Origin of the sequence: Pseudomonas sp. YQ_6 (assembly GCF_043103245.1) — a bacterium.
Taxonomy (GTDB): Bacteria; Pseudomonadota; Gammaproteobacteria; order Pseudomonadales; family Pseudomonadaceae; genus Aquipseudomonas; species Aquipseudomonas alloputida.
Window position 1 is genome coordinate 17,889 of the sequence record NZ_JBICJR010000045.1, and the last position, 16,148, is coordinate 34,036.

Genomic DNA, 16,148 nt, shown 5'->3' on the forward strand with positions numbered 1-16,148 from the left:
GGGCTTGAATGCCCCTCGGCCAACGTCTCAGAATTTTCCTTCAACCGTGATCTACTCCCTCCTACTGCACGTTCATTGAGCTCTCTTGACTGGTATCATAATCTGATACCATGAATAATCATCAGCAAGCCACACTTGAAGCATTACTTAAAAGGCCGGTTCCCAGAACACTGGAGTGGGCGCGGGTGGAGTCTCTGCTGGTATCGCTGGGTGCCAGGGTCATAGAAGGAAGAGGATCACGGGTTCGCTTTGAACTCAATGGAGCAGTGGCAACCTTCCACCGCCCTCATCCGGACAGGCACGCCAAGCCCTATCAACTAAGAGACGCCCGCCAGTTCATTGAGCAGGCAGGAGTATTACCATGAATGTAATGACTTACCGCGGATACGCCGCTCGTATCGAATACAGCGACGAAGACCAGTTGTTGATCGGCCATGTCGCCGGTATTCGCGACGTGATAGGTTTTCATGGCGAATCGATCAGTGAGTTGCGCCAGGCATTTGAAGAAGCCGTTGACGATTATCTTGAGACTTGCGAACGCCTTGGGCGGGAACCGCAGAAAACGTATTCCGGCAAGCTCAGCCTACGCCTTGAGCCTACCCTTCACGCCAGTGTGGCGGCCAAGGCGGAGCTGGCCGAAAAAAGCATCAACCAATGGGTAAGCGATATTCTCAGCAAGGCTGCCTATAGCTGAACCCTGGGCCGCTTTGCGGCCCTTTCGCGAAACACGGCCACTCCTGCAAGGGCCGCGCAAGGCATGGGTCAGTCGCGCAAATCCGACTCGTGAATCGGGTTGGCGCGGCTGGTCGCACGCTGGTATTGCGCAGGCCAGGTGGCCTTGTTGCCGCCCAGGTCGTCGTCGGCATGCAGTGGCCAGTACGGGTCGCGCAACAGTTCGCGGGCGAGGAAGATGATATCGGCCTGGCCGGTGCGCAGGATGTGCTCGGCCTGGGCCGGTTCGGTGATCATGCCCACGGTGCCGGTGGCGATCTCCGATTCCTTGCGCACGCGCTCGGCAAAGCGGGTCTGGTAGCCGGGGCCGGTGGGGATCTCGGCGTTGACCGAGGTGCCACCAGAAGAAACATCGATCAGATCCACGCCCAAACTCCGCAGGCGGCGTGCCAGTTCGACGGTTTCATCCGGGTTCCAGCCGTCCTCTACCCAATCGGTAGCCGATACCCGCACGAACAGCGGCAATTCGGCAGGCCAGGCCTTGCGCACGGCGTCGACCACCTCCAAGGTCAGGCGGATACGGTTTTCGAAGCTACCGCCATATTCGTCACGGCGCTGGTTGCTCAGCGGTGACAGGAACTGGTGCAGCAGGTAGCCATGGGCAGCATGGATTTCCACCACCTTGAATCCAGCCTTCAAGGCGCGTTCGGTCGAGGCGACGAAAGCGGCGATTACATCCTGGATCTCGTCCTGGCTCAGCTCGCGTGGAGGCGTGTGCTGCGGATCGAAGGCGATCTTCGACGGCCCCACCGGCTGCCAGCCGCCCTCCTCCAGTTTGACACTGCCTTGTTTGCCAAGCCACGGGCGGTAGGTACTGGCTTTGCGCCCGGCGTGGGCCAGCTGGATGCCAGGCACGGCCCCCTGGGCACTGATGAAGCGGGTGATGCGTTGCAACGGCGCGATCTGCGCGTCGTCCCACAGGCCCAGGTCTTCGGCAGTGATACGGCCATCGGCGGTCACCGCCACGGCTTCAGTGATTACCAGGCCGGCGCCACCGACGGCGCGGCTGCCTAAATGGACGAGATGCCAGTCGTTGGCCAAGCCATCGACGGCTGAATACTGGCACATTGGTGACACGGCGATGCGGTTGGGCAAGGTCAGCTGACGCAGGGTGTAAGGCTCGAGCAGCAGGCTCATGAGGGCACCTCCCAAGGACTCCAATGGTGATCCGGCCTGGACACTCAAGTGCACATCCCTGGCCCGGTGCCGGTCATTAATGAGACTAGACCAGATTGGTGGGGGGGGAAGGTTCTGTGGGATGGCGAGGGGTTCGCCGAAAGGTTTGCAGCGCCTGTGAGATCGAGCGCCGCCCGCGCGGCGCATCGCGGATAAATCCGCTCCTACATCTGTTTCGGGCCAATCACTCCTGTGCCGCCAACAGGGACCGCCTTGATGCATGGCTGAAGACCGATGAAAAGCAGTGGTGCCCACCTCGATATCGAAGGGAACAAACAAGGCGAACAGCGGTGGCCTCACAGGAGTGACTGGCCCGAAACAAACTGTAGGAGCGGATTTATCCGCGATGCGCCGCGCGGGCGGCGCTCCTGCAAGAATCAAGGCAGGCACTTAATGTGCCTTAGTACGGCCCCGGGATTTCTGAATGGTCCGACGCATGTATCAGACGTTTCCTACACATATGAGCTGGCGATGCCTAGCTGAGGAAAATATCCTACAGACCCTGTCGACTCGCGTCTGATTGTTCCTGGAAACACCGCCCTTTAGGCTTTTCGTGTCGCTGAAAGCATCAGCGATGCGGGTGTGGAAACCCGGTCAATCTTCAAGTGCCTGTCGTAATGGCAGCTGTACACGGGAGGCCGTATGGCCTACCGGGGTTCCTTGAAGACCGGTTTTCCACCCCGTGTACAGTTGCCGCCCTTCGTGTGGAAACGGCGGTGGCAACTCCTTAAATCTTCAAGGAATTGCTATGAAAAAGATCGTCCCCGACCCACCCCATCATTTCGACCTTCCCTCCGACAAGACCCTCACCAACGCCGTCAGCGATGGCATCGTGCCCATCGATCATGTGGTGAAGATCACCCATTACCTGATGCTCGCCTATAACCATTGCCACCGAACCCTCGATGCCATCGAAGATGACCGCACCCGGGAATCGCTGGTGAATGGGCTGCGTGCCATGCAGATTGCCTGGGGTCAGGCGGATGCGCTGTCACTCGCCTTGGAGCGGAGTACCAGCCTTCATTGAGGTTAGATTTGCTGGCCTCTTCGCGGCGGTTCGACGCCTCGATGAACCCGCTCCCACAGGGTCATCACAGGCTCCAAGGCTTGCGCCTGACCTGTGGGAGCGGGTTCATCGAGGCGTCGAACCGCCGCGAAGAGGCCAGAACAGGCAATCAGGAAAATTCAGGAGAGGAATCGATGACCACAGACGACACCCAATTCACTGTCGGCAAAACCACCTTCTTCCAAGGCTAACACCAGACCCATCCCCTGTTCCGCATCGAGCCAGGCATTCCCTGCCGGGATGCCCGCGAGCAGGCATAGGAGTTGATGGGCTATGTAAGAGAGCTGACCATCATCGGTCTGATGGATGAAAAACCGATGATGATCTGGGCATCCCATTACCTGAGTGCCATGGCCAAGGCACTGATGGATGATGCCGAGCTGGGCATGACGCATAAACCGTTGGGTGACTGAAACCTCCTTCATTCCGCGGTCTGACTGTAATCAGCAAAAGTCGACCGCCCTTTAAGCGCTAGGGTAGTACCACCCACGACAACCCTTTCCACCCGGCCTACCGGGCATCTTAGAAAAATCCTACAGCCTATTACTTAAGGTTCTACGTTCTCTTGGGAAATTCTTCTCAAGCAACATCTCCCTCCTCCTATCGCTGTTCTGCCTCTCAAATACTATTGTCCATCACGTCACGGCGACCAATGAAGCCAATCACGCAGTTCGCACAAACCCGACCTCCACGCTCGCGAGTTGAGTCAATGACGGATATCCCCTTTACAGAAAAACCGAAAGTATTAGATAAGTTCATTACTGAACACGAGCAAAATTTACTCACAAATTCATTTTCGGGTGCAATATGGAGATATGGCTGGCCCATTAATACAATTCCCCTCGCACGTCCTTGCTGGCACATCTTCATAGCCGGTAGCAAACGTACCTCACTGGAGTGCTGCGAGCATGAACTGGCCAGCGACAGCCATTGGGGCTTTCTACTTGATATTTGGAGGCGCACGCAGCTTGCTCACATGCGTGACTGTTTGCTGCTGGGTGTTTACGCAAACGGCCAGACTTTCGGCCAAGACAGTCCTATTCATAGAGATAACAAATCAATTGAACCAGGAAAAACCGCAGTCCTCTTCTGCAATGCCCAGTGGGAAACCACATGGGGCGGCGAACTGATTCTATTCGATCAGCAGAAGAATGACACCATCGCTGCCATACAACCAAAGCCGGGACGCATAGCGATTTTCGACGGACACATACCGCACAGAGCCAGAGCGCCCACCGTTGACTGCGACAAATTGCGAATCACTATCGCTTTCAAGACCATGAATAAGGATATTAAACAATGAGCACACGCGCCGAACTGATAGTAGCAGTAATAGATAAAACGGCAAAACCCATCAATCAAACTGGGGGAGCAGCAGCAATCCACGACCAATTCAACACAGATAGAACCGGATTTTCACTAGTCATCCAAACAGCACAGACAACTACGGCGATAGCCTCAGTAGTCTCCGTCACTCACCTCCCGATAGGTGCTGTACCCTTCATTAACATTGTTACCAATACCCTTTCTGGCACCGTGACCTTCCTGAAAGTCGCGGCAGACCTCAAAGAGGGCGCGGAAATTAAGAGCGGAGATGTCATAAGTTTGGCAAGCAACGTCGCAGGCATCGTGGCCTCGTTCGCCATTCTGGCCGGAGCACCTTTAATTGCTGGAGGGGCCACAGTCGTGGGCGTAACCGCCACACTCTATAGCATCTTCAATTCTGACCTGGCTAAAGCAGCTTACGACAAGATGGCTCCACTCTTTACCAGCCTGCTGAGTCAAGGTGACCTTACTGGTTTTACCGCGCCACGGATTGCGCCTGACTTCACACTCGCTTCACCTGACCAGATACTTTCCACCCACCAGGGAATGATCACAACCGTTAACTGGAACCCTGACTCTTCAGAAATATCCCTAGGCACCGAACCACTAAGTTTTCCAGATAGCAGCCAGGCTCACACCGCCCCAACAGGGAGCGAGACTTTCAATTCAACGCAACCGCCTCCCCTTAGCGGAAACTCCAGCAGCAACTCAGTAGCGGTGACATCTACCCCTGACATACCTGCCCCTGACGCAACACTGACTATAAGCATAGAAAGTATAGATGGTATAAAGTCACCCGACCAAGCACCATCAATTACCGTACCTATTGACGACAACCAGGACAATCAAGATAACTACATATGCTGTAGCAGCGCGCAGCAGGATCAGTACTTCTAGCCAACCTGTAAAACCCTCCACGCCGTAACGAGCCGATATGAATATCTGGCAGCAATCGCTAAAACTCATACGTGAACTCCCGCCTCACAAACAAGCCAAAGCGCTATTAATAGGCGGACTTATAAATCTCACCCTAGGCACCAGCTTCACATTCATGTGGCGCGAACACAAAAACACCAATGAAGAGTTATGGTCGCGAGTTCCAGCCTTTCTCACCTCCAAGCCTGAAACCTGGGATAGCGACAAATCTCTTTATACGTTCAGCATCAAGTTTAAAACTTCAAATGGAAAACACCACAACGCTCATCTTTATGCAGACAAAATATACTATGATGCAGCGGGCCTGGACCTAAATACGCCACTCTTTGTTGACATAGCAACCTCTAAAAGCGCTGCAACGGCTCAGCGCTTAATCGCTCCTAATGGAATGTTTCTTTATGATTCTGCAATGGCGGCACATGTCACCAATGTAAGAAACCGGGAGACCACACTAGCAGTTATCATTTTCTCATTTAGCGGCATCAGCATCTTGATTGCGGCAGCGGCGATCTACTACCGCCCCAGAAAGGAGTGCAACTGAACCTGAGCAGCACCTGGGAGATCGAGCGCCGCGCGGGCGGCGCTCGATTTGTGCCCCAGCGCAAGATCCAAGGCAGGCACCTGACGCTAAACTCAGCGCGGCTCCATATGCGCAATCATCAACTGCACACTCTCATTACCGCGAAACTCGTTCACATCCAGCTTGTACGCCAACTCCACCCAGCGCACCGTCGGGTTTGGCCACACTTCGCGGTCAATGCCGAAGGCAATGCCATCCAGCCGCACCGAGCCACATTCGCTCTTGAGCACCACTTTCAGGTGCCGTTCGCCAACCACACGCTGCTCCACCAACTGGAACACGCCATGGAACAGCGGCTCCGGGAAGTGCTGGCCCCAAGGCCCGGCGTGGCGCAGGGCCTTGGCCAGGTCGAGATGGAACTCCTCTACCGCCAGGCTGCCGTCGGACAACAGCCGGCCGGTCAGGTCTTCTTCGCGCAGTTGACGCCGCACTTCTTCGTCGAAGGCCTCGGCGAATGCCGGGAAGTTGCCTTCTGGCAACGACAAACCGGCAGCCATGGCGTGGCCGCCGAACTTGCTGATCAGGTGCGGGTGGCGCGCGGCCACGGCATCCAGCGCATCGCGAATATGGAACCCCGGCACCGAGCGCGCCGAACCTTTGAGCATGCCGTCGCCAGCATCAGCGAACGCAATGGTCGGCCGGTGGTAACGTTCCTTCAGACGCGAAGCCAGAATACCGATCACCCCTTGGTGCCAATCGGCATCGAACAGGCACAAGCCGTAGGGCATGGACTCGACCGGCAGGTCCTTGAGCTGGGCCAGGGCCTCGCGCTGCATGCCCTGCTCGATGGACTTGCGGTCCTGGTTCAGGTCGTCCAGTTGCTGTGCCATGTCCTGGGCCAATGCCGCGTCTTCGCACAGCAGGCATTCGATGCCCAGGCTCATGTCGTCCAGGCGGCCCGCGGCGTTCAAGCGCGGGCCGAGGATGAAACCGAGGTCGGTCGAGGTAATACGCCGATGGTCGCGGCGGGCCACTTCGAGAATGGCCTTCAGCCCCGGCCGGGCTCGGCCGGCGCGAATGCGCTCAAGGCCTTGGTGCACCAGGATGCGGTTGTTGGCATCCAGCGGCACCACGTCAGCGACACTGCCCAGGGCCACCAGATCAAGCAGTTCGCCAATGTTCGGCTGTGGCTGCGTCTCGTAGCGCCCAAGGCTGCGCAAGCGAGCGCGCAGGGCCATCAGCACATAGAAGATCACCCCTACCCCGGCCAGTGACTTGCTCGGGAACGCACAACCCGGCTGGTTGGGGTTGATGATGGCATCGGCGTCGGGCAACTGCTCGCCCGGCAAGTGGTGGTCGGTGACCAGCACCTTGAGCCCGGCGGCCTTGGCGGCCGCCACCCCGTCGACACTGGAAATGCCGTTGTCCACGGTAATCAGCAACTGCGGCTGGCGCTGCAGCGCCACCTCGACGATTTCCGGGGTCAGGCCGTAGCCGTACTCGAAGCGGTTTGGCACCAGGTAATCGACATGGGCCGCGCCCAGCAGGCGCAGGCCCAGCACCCCGACGGTGCTGGCAGTGGCACCGTCGGCATCGAAGTCGCCGACGATGAGGATGCGCTGACGCTGGTCGATGGCTTCGACCAGCAGGTCCACACCGGCCTCTATGCCCTTGAGCTGCTGGTACGGCAGCAGGCGTGCCAGGCTTTTGTCCAGCTCGGCCTCGCTCTGCACGCCGCGCGCGGCGTAAAGGCGGGTCAGCAAGGGTGGCAGGTTACCCAGAAATGGCAGGGTCGGCGGCAGCGGGCGAGGTTCGATACGCATGGGTTGCTTCAACCACGCTCACCGAGCAGCCACTGCAGTTGGACTTCATGCTGGCCACGGTCGTCAGTCACGAATACCGTACCTTCACTGATCATCACGTCCCACTTGATGCTACGCGGCATGTCGGTTGCCAGGGTTTCCAGCACCTCTTGCGGCACAGCGGCAATGCTCAGGTTTTTCAGGTTCTTGACCGCGCTCACCACTTTACCCTCCCACACTCGCAGGCTGCCGTAAGCCAGCAAGCTGGTGCGTTCGGTACGACGCGAGCACCAGGTCAGGCGATCGGCATCGGGCTGGCCAACTTCAATCCAGTGCAGCACGCGATCGTCCAGGCTCTTTTCCCACAGCGCCGGCTCATCGACGTCCGACAGGCCGCGGCCAAACGACAAGTTCTCGTTGTACCAGAGCGCGTACGCCAACAAACGAACAGCCATGCGCTCTTCGGTTTCCGAAGGGTGCCGAGCGATAGTCTGTTTGACGCTTTCGTAGACGTTGCGATCAAGGTCGGTGAGATTCAATTCGAACTTGTAGGTGGTGGACGGCTGGGCCATGGTCGACGGGCTTCGTGCAAAAGAAAGTGGCACAGTCTAACCCATCCGCACCTTCCATGCCCCGCAGCAGTACCCGGCGAAACCGACGTGTGATAAAACCACGGCTCTGCCCAACTGCCACGGACACCCCATGTCGACGCCCAGCAAACCCCTCGCCGGCCTTAAAGTTGTCGAACTCGGTACCCTGATCGCCGGGCCGTTCGCCTCGCGTATCTGTGCCGAATTCGGCGCCGAAGTGGTCAAGGTCGAATCGCCCGATGGCGGCGACCCGTTGCGCAAGTGGCGCAAGCTGTACGAGGGCACCTCGCTGTGGTGGTTCGTGCAGGCCCGCAACAAGCAGTCGCTCACCCTCAACCTCAAGCACCCCGAGGGCCGCGATATCCTCAAGCGCCTGCTGGCCGAGGCCGACATCCTGATCGAAAACTTTCGCCCGGGCGTGCTGGAAAAACTTGGTTTGGGGTGGGATGTGCTGCATGCGCTGAACCCGCGCCTGGTGATGGTGCGCCTGTCGGGCTTTGGCCAGACCGGGCCGATGAAAGACCAGCCAGGCTTCGGTGCCGTAGGCGAGTCAATGGGCGGCCTGCGCTACATCACCGGTTTCGATGACCGCCCGCCGGTGCGCACCGGGATTTCCATCGGGGACTCGATTGCCGCCCTGTGGGGGGTGATCGGCGCGCTGATGGCGCTGCGCCACCGGGAAGTCAATGGCGGCCAGGGCCAGGTGGTGGACGTGGCCCTGTACGAGGCGATCTTTGCCATGATGGAGAGCATGGTCCCGGAATTCGATGTGTTCGGTTTCATCCGCGAACGCACCGGCAACATCATGCCGGGCATCACGCCTTCCTCCATCCACACAAGCGCCGACGGCAAGCATGTGCAGATCGGCGCCAACGGTGATGCGATCTTCAAGCGCTTCATGCAGGCCATCGGTCGCGATGACCTCGCCGACGACCCGACCCTGGCCAGCAACGACGGCCGCGACCTGCGTCGTGACGAGCTGTATGGGGTAATCGACCGCTGGGCCAACAGCCTCCCACTGGAGCGGCTGATGCAGGTGCTGACCACTGCCGAAGTGCCGGCCAGCCGTATCTATTCGGCCGAAGACATGTTCAACGACCCCCAGTACCTGGCACGCGAGATGTTCCTGCAGGCCAAGCTGCCGGATGGCAAGCCATTCCACATGCCCGGCATCGTGCCCAAGCTGTCGGAGACTCCCGGCTCAAGCGAATGGGTCGGCCCGGCCTTGGGCGAGCATACCGAGGCGCTGCTCGGCAGCCTGGGCTACGACGCAGCGGCCATCGCCAGCCTGCGCGCAGCGGGCACGGTCTGATCCTGGCGCTGACCGGTTCCATGTGCGCGCCGCGTTGCCTACGCCACCTGGTCCTGCTCTGTGGGCTGTTGCCTGCGTTGCTGTTGCAGCCAGCAAGTGCCAAGGAGCACCTCTTCTGGCTGGTACGCGACCTGCCACCGTTCACCATTTTTGATGGCCCGGAAGAAGGCCATGGGGTCATCGACCAGTTGATACCGCTGCTGATCAAGCAGATGCCCGAGTACGAACACAGCATCGTGCGGGTCAACCGCGCCCGCGGCCTGCAGATGCTGCAAGACCGTGACACCTTCACCTGCGACCCAACCCTGCTGTGGACCCCTGAACGGGCCAAATATGTGCATTTTTCCATTCCAGCGCTGGGCGTGCTCAGCGGCGGCCTGGTGTTGCGCAATGAAAACCAGGCGCTGGTGGCACCTTACCTCGACGGCCAACAGGTGGACCTGCTGGGCCTGCTGAGCAAGGCCCCGCTGAAACTGGGGATTGTCGCCGAGCGCAGCTACGGCACGCAGATTGACAGCATCCTGCGCCAGTTGCCCGACAGCGCGCTCAGCCGCCACTACGGCAACGAGGCCACCGCCAACCTGTTGCAGATGCAGCAACTGGGGCGCCTGCGCCTGGTGCTCGGCTACTGGCCTGAGGTGCGCTACCTGATCCAACAACAAGGCGGGTCATTGGCTGACTACCAGTTTCATACTGTGCAGGGCGTGAATCGCTACCAGTTTCTGCATGTGGGGTGCTCAAACAGCGAACTGGGGCGTGCGGTAGTTGCCCACATCGACCAGTTGCTGCCTACCCTGCGCCGGGATGTGTTGCCAGGGTTGTATGCCCGCTGGCTGGACCTGGCATTGCGGGAGGACTATCTGGAGGACAGCCGGCGTTTCTTTAAGGACAAATAAGCCCAAGCGGTATGCACGGTCGTTGCAAAAGCGGACGGGGTTACGTGCCTGCCCGGAAAAAGAAACCCCGGACGCTGGGGAAGACGCCCGGGGCCAAGCGAAAGCCCTTGAGGACTTCCCGTGACAGCCTTGCCAGCGCCGGAGCAAAGCACTGGCTGACTGCCCTTACACTGTCTGATAAGCCGCTCAGGCAAAGGTTCCCTGCGGTTGCTGGCGATTCTGCAATGCTGCAATGACACACGGCTGCAACCGCCCCTCAGCTATCTGCAGGTCTCGGTGCAAGCCGTCCACGAGGTCGATCAGCAGGCGTTGCTCCTGCAATTGGCGCTCGCTGACCGTGCGCCGCAAGGTAATACCTGAGAAAGGGTCGTGAACGGTCAGTTGGCGATTACCACTGGGATCGGCGGTGCCGAGGTGGGTCTGATAGGGCGTCAGGGCTTCGTTGAGCAGGCTGCAGATTCTTTCCATCCGGATCACTCGCTGCGTGGTGGGACCTAAAGTAACTGACCAGCAGGCGCCGCAGAAAGTTCGTCAAACCGCGCCCGCTTCAGTGAGCATGCGGGGCTGGCATGACAGTTTGAATACGCCTCCCTGGGCGCACCTGCAGTGTTTGCAAGGCATGCTGCAGGCGTGGCATCGACAGCGGCCAGGGTAACTCGTCGAGCACCCACATGCCGCGCTTTCTGGCCTCTTGGGCAAGGTTTTGACGCGCTGGGGCAGGCTGACCGACGAACAGCAATGCGCGCGCTCGCTGCGATTGGGCGAACAGGGCAAGGCCGGCCCGGGCTGGCATGGCGTGGTCGAGGATCAGCAGGTCGGGGCGACGCTCAGCACAGAGGCAGGCGTCGAGGTCAGCGATGCTCTCGCTGATGCGCACGTTGAAGACGCCTTGGCCGTTAAGCGCCTGGTGCAAGAGGATCTGGTGGGACGGGCGAGCCTGGTGGATCAACACATAGGGCTGGTGCATGAGCCGCTCCTGTTGGGAGGACCGGCTAATTTATGCGGGGTGCTCGGCAGGCCGAATAGGATGTTTCTGATAGACCTGAGGGAAAAGGCTGAGACGTTGGGGCTGCTCTGCAGCCCCAAACGCCATGCAATTACAGCGGCTTGCCGCGGTTGCCGTGCTGGCTGACAAAGCCCTGTACAGCCTTCAGGTCGTTGGCCAGGACCGTGCAACGCTCTTCACGGCTGAACAGGTCGCTGAGGTGCGCGGGTAGTTCCAGCGCCTTGCCCACACCGGCCTTCTCCACCGCGTCCGGGAACTTGACCGGGTGCGCAGTACCCAGCACCACCATTGGCGTGTCCAGGCTGCGGCGGCACTCGCGGGCAGCCTTGACGCCGATTGCGGTATGCGGGTCGAGCACTTCACCGGTGGCGGCGAACACTTGCGCGATGGTCTCGCAGGTTTGCTCGTCGCTGACAGCCAGCGAGTCGAACAGTTTGCGGGCTTCGGTCCAGCGGTCTTGCTCGACGCTGAAGCCGCCACCTTGCTTGAAGTTGGCCATCAGCTCGGCAATCGCCCCACCGTTGCGGCCATGCAGGTCGAACAGCAGGCGCTCGAAGTTGGACGAGACCATGATGTCCATCGACGGCGACAGGGTCGCGTGCAGGGTTTCCTTGACGTACTGGTTGCCGCTCATGAAGCGGTGCAGGATGTCGTTGCGGTTGGTGGCGACGATCAATTGGCTGACCGGCAGGCCCATGTTGCGCGCCAGGTAGCCGGCGAAGATGTCGCCAAAGTTGCCGGTCGGTACCGAGAACGCCACCGAGCGCGCCGGGCCACCCAGCTGCAGGGCTGCATGGAAGTAGTAGACGATCTGGGCCATGATCCGCGCCCAGTTGATCGAGTTGACAGCGACCAGGCGGGTGCCCTTGAGGAACGACTGGTCGGCGAAACTGGCCTTGACCATTTCCTGGCAGTCGTCGAAGTTGCCTTCGATGGCGATGTTGTGGATGTTGTCGCCAAAGATGGTAGTCATCTGACGGCGCTGCACTTCCGATACACGCTGGTGCGGGTGCAGGATGAAGATGTCGACGTTGTCGCAACGGCGGCAGCCTTCGATCGCGGCGGAACCGGTATCACCGCTGGTGGCACCGATGATGACCACGCGCTCGTTGCGCTTGGCCAGCACATGGTCAAGCAGGCGACCGAGCAACTGCAGGGCAAAGTCCTTGAACGCCAGGGTCGGGCCGTGGAACAGCTCCAGCACCCACTCGTTGCTGTTCAGCTGACGCAACGGGGCGACCGCAGCGTGGGCGAACTCGCCGTAGGTCTCTTCGAGGATCTTGTTGAAGTCGGCGTCGGCGATGCTGCCTTCGACGAACGGACGCATCACGCGGAAGGCCAGCTCGTGGTAGGGCAAGCCGGCCCACGAGGCGATTTCTTCCTGGGTGAAGCGTGGCAGGTTTTCCGGCACGTAGAGGCCGCCGTCGCTGGCCAGGCCAGCCAGCAGCACGTCTTCGAAATTCAGGGCCGGTGCCTGGCCGCGGGTACTGATATAGCGCATGGGTGCAAACCTTCGATGCTGGGGCCGGGGCCGCGCGGGCGGCCCATCGGCAATATTTGTTAGTTGAGCTGCTCGACGCGAATGCGCACAACCTTGCCGACCACGTCCTGCAGGGCTTCCAGGGCGACGATGGCGTCATTGATACGCTGCTCGACCACGCCATGGGTCACCAGGATCATTGGCACCAGGCCATCCTGTTCCTCGGCTTCCTTCTGCATGATCGACTCGATGTTGATACCGCGCTCCGAGAGGATGCTGGCGACCTGGGCCAGTACGCCCGGGTGATCCTTGGCCTGGATGCGCAGGTAGTAGGCGCTTTCGCAGGCTTCGATCGGCAGGATCGGGTGGGCCGACAGCGAGTCTGGCTGGAAGGCCAGGTGCGGCACACGGTTTTCCGGGTCGGAGGTCATGGCACGGACCACGTCGACCAGGTCGCCGACCACTGACGAAGCGGTAGGCTCCATACCCGCGCCGGCACCGTAGTACAGGGTGGAGCCGGCAGCATCACCGTTGACCATGACAGCGTTCATCACGCCGTTGACGTTGGCGATCAGACGGTCGGCCGGGATCAGCGTCGGGTGCACGCGCAGCTCGATACCTTCGGCGGTGCGACGCGCCACGCCCAAGTGCTTGATGCGGTAACCCAAAGCCTCGGCGTAGTTCACGTCTGCCGTTGTCAGCTGGGTGATACCTTCGGTGTAGGCCTTGTCGAACTGCAGCGGGATACCGAACGCGATGGACGCCAGGATCGTCAGCTTGTGCGCAGCGTCGATGCCTTCTACGTCAAAGGTCGGGTCGGCTTCGGCATAGCCCAGCGCCTGAGCTTCGGCCAGCACGTCTGGGAAGGCACGGCCCTTCTCACGCATTTCGGTGAGGATGAAGTTGCCAGTGCCGTTGATGATGCCAGCCAGCCAGTTGATGCGGTTGGCCGACAGGCCTTCGCGGATGGCCTTGATCACCGGGATGCCACCGGCTACGGCCGCCTCGAACGCGACAATCACGCCCTTCTCGCGGGCCTTGGCGAAGATTTCGTTGCCGTGCACGGCAATCAGCGCCTTGTTGGCGGTGACCACGTGCTTGCCGTTTTCGATGGCCTTCAGCACCAGGTCGCGGGCGATGGTATAGCCACCGATCAGCTCGATGACAATGTCGATCTCCGGGTTGCTTGCAACTTCGAACACGTCAGCGGTAATGGGGGTACCGGTAATCTGGCAGTTCGGGTTCTGCGAGCGCATGGCGATCTGTGCCACTTCAATACCGCGCCCGGCACGGCGGGCAATCTCCTCGGCGTTGCGCTGAAGTACATTGAAGGTTCCGCCACCGACGGTCCCCAACCCACAGATGCCTACTTTGACCGGTTTCACTGTGAACTCCCCATTGAACGGCCGACACGTTTGCCGACCGTGAAACTTGCCGTCACCCCATGACGACGGCGTACTGAACTGGATTACTTGGCAAGTGCCAGCTTGGCGACCTGCGGTGCCGGCTGGTAGCCCGGAATGACCTGGCCGCTTTCAAGAACAATGGCCGGCGTGCCGTTGACACCGATCGACTGACCCAGCTGGAACTGCTTGCTGACCGGGTTGGTGCACTTGGCGGCCTTGATTTCTTCACCTTCGACCATTTTGTCCATCGCCCCACGGCGGTCGCTGGAGCACCACACCGCCTGCAACTGCTGGTCTCCCGCCGAACCGAGGCCCTGGCGCGGGAAGGCGACATAGCGCACTTCGATACCGCGACGGTTCAACTCAGGCACTTCGGCGTGCAGTTTGTGGCAGTACGGGCAGGTAGTGTCGGTGAACACGGTGATGTGCGACTTGGTCTCGCCTTTGGCAGGATAAACCACCATCTCGGCGGCTGGAATGCCGTTGATGAGCTTGGCGATGCCTTGGCGTTCGGTTTTTTCGGTGAGGTTGACCGGCTTGCCGTCCTGGATCTGGAACAGGTAGCCCTGCATCACGAACTGGCCGTCAGCGCTGGCGTACAGCACGCGGCCGCCCTGCAACTTGACTTCATACAGGCCGTTAAGCGGGCTGCTGGCCACGCTTTCCACGGGCACTTCCAACTCGAGGTTCTGCAACGATTTACGGATGGCCTGCTCGGCACCGGCGTTGCTATCGGTTGCCGCAGCAACGGCAAAGGTACTGGCCAGCGCCAACGCGGCGGCGGCGAAAAACTGGGTCACGCGCATGGGAACTCCTGAAGGCGGACAGGGGCCGGAGGGCGCCACCTGCGGAAAATACGCGGTGACCGTGCGGCCCTTGGTGCAAACCGCCCAAGCCTACCACATCACACTGCCAGTGAAGGGGGTCGCAAGGACCGGTCGGCGGAACATGAAAAACATTCATCCACGCGGGTGGTGCTGGGCGTGCAACTGCTGCAGGCGGGCCTTGGCGACGTGGGTATAGATCTGCGTGGTCGACAGGTCACTGTGGCCCAGCAGCATCTGCACCACCCGCAAGTCGGCACCGTGGTTTAGCAGGTGGGTGGCGAAGGCATGCCGCAGGGTGTGCGGCGACAGCGGCTTGTCGATGCCGGCAACCCGTGCGTGGTGTTTGATACGGTGCCAGAAGGTCTGGCGCGTCATCTGCTCGCCGCGCTGACTGGGGAACAGCACGTCGCTGGGACGGCCATTGAGCAGTTCGGCGCGGCCATCGCGCTGGTAGCGCTCCAACCACACCACCGCCTCTTCCCCCATGGGCACCAGACGCTCCTTGCTGCCCTTGCCCATCACCCGCAGCACACCCTGGCGCAGGTTGACCTGGTCGAGGGTCAGGCTGACCAGTTCGGTAACCCGAAGGCCGCACGCGTAGAGCACTTCGAGCATGGCACGATCGCGCTGGCCAATGGCTTCGCCCAGGTCCGGAGCCTGCAACAGGGCTTCGACGTCGGCTTCGGACAGCGACTTGGGTAGCGGCTTGCCCAATTGCGGCATGTCGACCTGCAGGGTCGGGTCGATGGCCACCAGCTTTTCCCGCAGCAGGTAACGGAAGAAGCCGCGCAGGCCGGAGAGAAACCGCGCCGTGGAACGTGGCTTGTAGCCCTGATCCAGGCGCCAGGCCAAGTGATCGAGGATCAAGTCGCGGCCGGCGTCCGGCAGCGATACCGAATGCTCCTGCAACCAGCCATTGAACAGCGCCAGGTCGCTGCGGTAGGACACGCGGGTGTTGTCGGACAGCCCTTTTTCCAGCCATAGGGCGTCAAGGAACTGGTCGATCAGGGGGTGGTCGAGGGCGGGCATGAAATCTCGGTGGCAAACGACGAAATGGCGCTTAGTCTTTCATA

The 16,148-nt window shown here is 60.2% G+C and carries 17 protein-coding genes and 1 pseudogene; 9 read left to right on the forward strand and 9 right to left on the reverse strand.

The features are described 5' to 3' along the window. Nucleotides 1–110 precede the first annotated feature (110 nt). A complete protein-coding gene (locus ACF8FG_RS14250; protein ID WP_076403670.1) occupies nt 111–365 on the forward strand; it encodes a type II toxin-antitoxin system HicA family toxin in 255 nt (84 codons plus the stop codon). Continuing rightward, the gene (locus tag ACF8FG_RS14255) at nt 362–694 is read left to right on the forward strand and encodes a type II toxin-antitoxin system HicB family antitoxin (RefSeq protein WP_003252175.1); all 333 of its coding nucleotides are present in this window, start codon (nt 362–364) and stop codon (nt 692–694) included. Before ACF8FG_RS14250 ends, ACF8FG_RS14255 begins: the two co-directional genes overlap by 4 nt. Before the next feature lie 68 nt (nt 695–762). On the opposite strand, the gene ACF8FG_RS14260 is transcribed toward ACF8FG_RS14255, so the two are convergent. Continuing rightward, the gene (locus tag ACF8FG_RS14260; protein ID WP_019436542.1) at nt 763–1,869 is read right to left on the reverse strand and encodes an NADH:flavin oxidoreductase/NADH oxidase; all 1,107 of its coding nucleotides are present in this window, start codon (nt 1,867–1,869) and stop codon (nt 763–765) included. A gap of 787 nt (nt 1,870–2,656) precedes the next feature. Between ACF8FG_RS14260 and ACF8FG_RS14265 the strand changes: the two genes are divergently transcribed. The 5 genes and pseudogenes from ACF8FG_RS14265 to ACF8FG_RS14285 all read left to right on the forward strand — a co-directional run bounded on the left by ACF8FG_RS14265 (nt 2,657) and on the right by ACF8FG_RS14285 (nt 5,777). Continuing rightward, nucleotides 2,657–2,935, forward strand: a complete 279-nt coding sequence (locus tag ACF8FG_RS14265) for a hypothetical protein (RefSeq protein ID WP_209963856.1) — start codon at nt 2,657–2,659, stop codon at nt 2,933–2,935. Between the two features lie 173 nt (nt 2,936–3,108). Continuing rightward, nucleotides 3,109–3,387, forward strand: a pseudogene (locus tag ACF8FG_RS14270) (DUF3077 domain-containing protein). A gap of 296 nt (nt 3,388–3,683) precedes the next feature. Then, entirely contained in the window at nt 3,684–4,277 is a 594-nt protein-coding gene (locus ACF8FG_RS14275; RefSeq protein ID WP_172402836.1) for a 2OG-Fe(II) oxygenase, read from the forward strand. Beyond that, nucleotides 4,274–5,197 (forward strand): hypothetical protein, encoded by a 924-nt coding sequence (locus tag ACF8FG_RS14280; protein WP_318080681.1) that lies wholly within the window; start codon nt 4,274–4,276, stop codon nt 5,195–5,197. Before ACF8FG_RS14275 ends, ACF8FG_RS14280 begins: the two co-directional genes overlap by 4 nt. A 37-nt stretch (nt 5,198–5,234) precedes the next feature. Then, on the forward strand, nt 5,235–5,777 hold the full coding sequence (locus ACF8FG_RS14285; protein WP_134697867.1) for a hypothetical protein: 543 nt from the start codon (nt 5,235–5,237) through the stop codon (nt 5,775–5,777). Between the two features lie 92 nt (nt 5,778–5,869). Here ACF8FG_RS14285 and recJ read toward each other — a convergent pair whose 3' ends face one another. Together recJ and ACF8FG_RS14295 are read right to left on the reverse strand one after the other, a co-directional pair. Further along, nucleotides 5,870–7,579: a single-stranded-DNA-specific exonuclease RecJ gene (gene recJ / locus ACF8FG_RS14290; protein WP_318080680.1), complete on the reverse strand. Its 1,710-nt coding sequence runs from the start codon at nt 7,577–7,579 to the stop codon at nt 5,870–5,872. Nucleotides 7,580–7,587: 8 nt separating this feature from the next. Next, on the reverse strand, nt 7,588–8,130 hold the full coding sequence (locus ACF8FG_RS14295) for a YaeQ family protein (protein ID WP_003252169.1): 543 nt from the start codon (nt 8,128–8,130) through the stop codon (nt 7,588–7,590). Nucleotides 8,131–8,260: 130 nt separating this feature from the next. Here ACF8FG_RS14295 and ACF8FG_RS14300 point away from each other — a divergent pair, with 130 nt between their 5' ends. Both ACF8FG_RS14300 and ACF8FG_RS14305 read left to right on the forward strand, forming a co-directional pair. Then, nucleotides 8,261–9,460 carry a CaiB/BaiF CoA-transferase family protein gene (locus tag ACF8FG_RS14300; protein ID WP_014592187.1) on the forward strand — a complete coding sequence of 400 codons (1,200 nt, stop codon included), beginning with the start codon at nt 8,261–8,263 and terminating at the stop codon, nt 9,458–9,460. A gap of 20 nt (nt 9,461–9,480) precedes the next feature. Further along, nucleotides 9,481–10,356: a TIGR02285 family protein gene (locus ACF8FG_RS14305; protein ID WP_014592188.1), complete on the forward strand. Its 876-nt coding sequence runs from the start codon at nt 9,481–9,483 to the stop codon at nt 10,354–10,356. A gap of 186 nt (nt 10,357–10,542) precedes the next feature. Here ACF8FG_RS14305 and ACF8FG_RS14310 read toward each other — a convergent pair whose 3' ends face one another. From ACF8FG_RS14310 to xerD, 6 genes are all read right to left on the reverse strand, one after another. Further along, the gene (locus ACF8FG_RS14310) at nt 10,543–10,824 is read right to left on the reverse strand and encodes a DUF3509 domain-containing protein (RefSeq protein WP_014592189.1); all 282 of its coding nucleotides are present in this window, start codon (nt 10,822–10,824) and stop codon (nt 10,543–10,545) included. Between the two features lie 79 nt (nt 10,825–10,903). Beyond that, nucleotides 10,904–11,323, reverse strand: a complete 420-nt coding sequence (locus ACF8FG_RS14315; RefSeq protein WP_104962461.1) for a response regulator — start codon at nt 11,321–11,323, stop codon at nt 10,904–10,906. Between the two features lie 130 nt (nt 11,324–11,453). Continuing rightward, nucleotides 11,454–12,863 carry a threonine synthase gene (gene thrC, locus ACF8FG_RS14320; RefSeq protein ID WP_318080679.1) on the reverse strand — a complete coding sequence of 470 codons (1,410 nt, stop codon included), beginning with the start codon at nt 12,861–12,863 and terminating at the stop codon, nt 11,454–11,456. A gap of 59 nt (nt 12,864–12,922) precedes the next feature. Then, entirely contained in the window at nt 12,923–14,227 is a 1,305-nt protein-coding gene (locus ACF8FG_RS14325) for a homoserine dehydrogenase (RefSeq protein WP_003252157.1), read from the reverse strand. A gap of 83 nt (nt 14,228–14,310) precedes the next feature. Next, nucleotides 14,311–15,054: a thioredoxin fold domain-containing protein gene (locus tag ACF8FG_RS14330; RefSeq protein ID WP_003252155.1), complete on the reverse strand. Its 744-nt coding sequence runs from the start codon at nt 15,052–15,054 to the stop codon at nt 14,311–14,313. Between the two features lie 153 nt (nt 15,055–15,207). After that, nucleotides 15,208–16,104: a site-specific tyrosine recombinase XerD gene (gene xerD / locus ACF8FG_RS14335; protein WP_003252154.1), complete on the reverse strand. Its 897-nt coding sequence runs from the start codon at nt 16,102–16,104 to the stop codon at nt 15,208–15,210. Between the last annotated feature and the right edge of the window lie 44 nt (nt 16,105–16,148).

Excerpts from the sequence above, each read along its gene's own strand:
- ACF8FG_RS14250 (WP_076403670.1), top strand. The coding sequence starts at position 111 with ATGAATAATCATCAGCAAGCCACACTTGAAGCATTACTTAAAAGGCCG.
- ACF8FG_RS14255 (WP_003252175.1), top strand. The coding sequence starts at position 362 with ATGAATGTAATGACTTACCGCGGATACGCCGCTCGTATCGAATACAGC.
- ACF8FG_RS14260 (WP_019436542.1), bottom strand. The coding sequence starts at position 1,869 with ATGAGCCTGCTGCTCGAGCCTTACACCCTGCGTCAGCTGACCTTGCCC.
- ACF8FG_RS14265 (WP_209963856.1), top strand. The coding sequence starts at position 2,657 with ATGAAAAAGATCGTCCCCGACCCACCCCATCATTTCGACCTTCCCTCC.
- ACF8FG_RS14275 (WP_172402836.1), top strand. The coding sequence starts at position 3,684 with ATGACGGATATCCCCTTTACAGAAAAACCGAAAGTATTAGATAAGTTC.
- ACF8FG_RS14280 (WP_318080681.1), top strand. The coding sequence starts at position 4,274 with ATGAGCACACGCGCCGAACTGATAGTAGCAGTAATAGATAAAACGGCA.
- ACF8FG_RS14285 (WP_134697867.1), top strand. The coding sequence starts at position 5,235 with ATGAATATCTGGCAGCAATCGCTAAAACTCATACGTGAACTCCCGCCT.
- recJ (WP_318080680.1), bottom strand. The coding sequence starts at position 7,579 with ATGCGTATCGAACCTCGCCCGCTGCCGCCGACCCTGCCATTTCTGGGT.
- ACF8FG_RS14295 (WP_003252169.1), bottom strand. The coding sequence starts at position 8,130 with ATGGCCCAGCCGTCCACCACCTACAAGTTCGAATTGAATCTCACCGAC.
- ACF8FG_RS14300 (WP_014592187.1), top strand. The coding sequence starts at position 8,261 with ATGTCGACGCCCAGCAAACCCCTCGCCGGCCTTAAAGTTGTCGAACTC.
- ACF8FG_RS14305 (WP_014592188.1), top strand. The coding sequence starts at position 9,481 with ATGTGCGCGCCGCGTTGCCTACGCCACCTGGTCCTGCTCTGTGGGCTG.
- ACF8FG_RS14310 (WP_014592189.1), bottom strand. The coding sequence starts at position 10,824 with ATGGAAAGAATCTGCAGCCTGCTCAACGAAGCCCTGACGCCCTATCAG.
- ACF8FG_RS14315 (WP_104962461.1), bottom strand. The coding sequence starts at position 11,323 with ATGCACCAGCCCTATGTGTTGATCCACCAGGCTCGCCCGTCCCACCAG.
- thrC (WP_318080679.1), bottom strand. The coding sequence starts at position 12,863 with ATGCGCTATATCAGTACCCGCGGCCAGGCACCGGCCCTGAATTTCGAA.
- ACF8FG_RS14330 (WP_003252155.1), bottom strand. The coding sequence starts at position 15,054 with ATGCGCGTGACCCAGTTTTTCGCCGCCGCCGCGTTGGCGCTGGCCAGT.
- xerD (WP_003252154.1), bottom strand. The coding sequence starts at position 16,104 with ATGCCCGCCCTCGACCACCCCCTGATCGACCAGTTCCTTGACGCCCTA.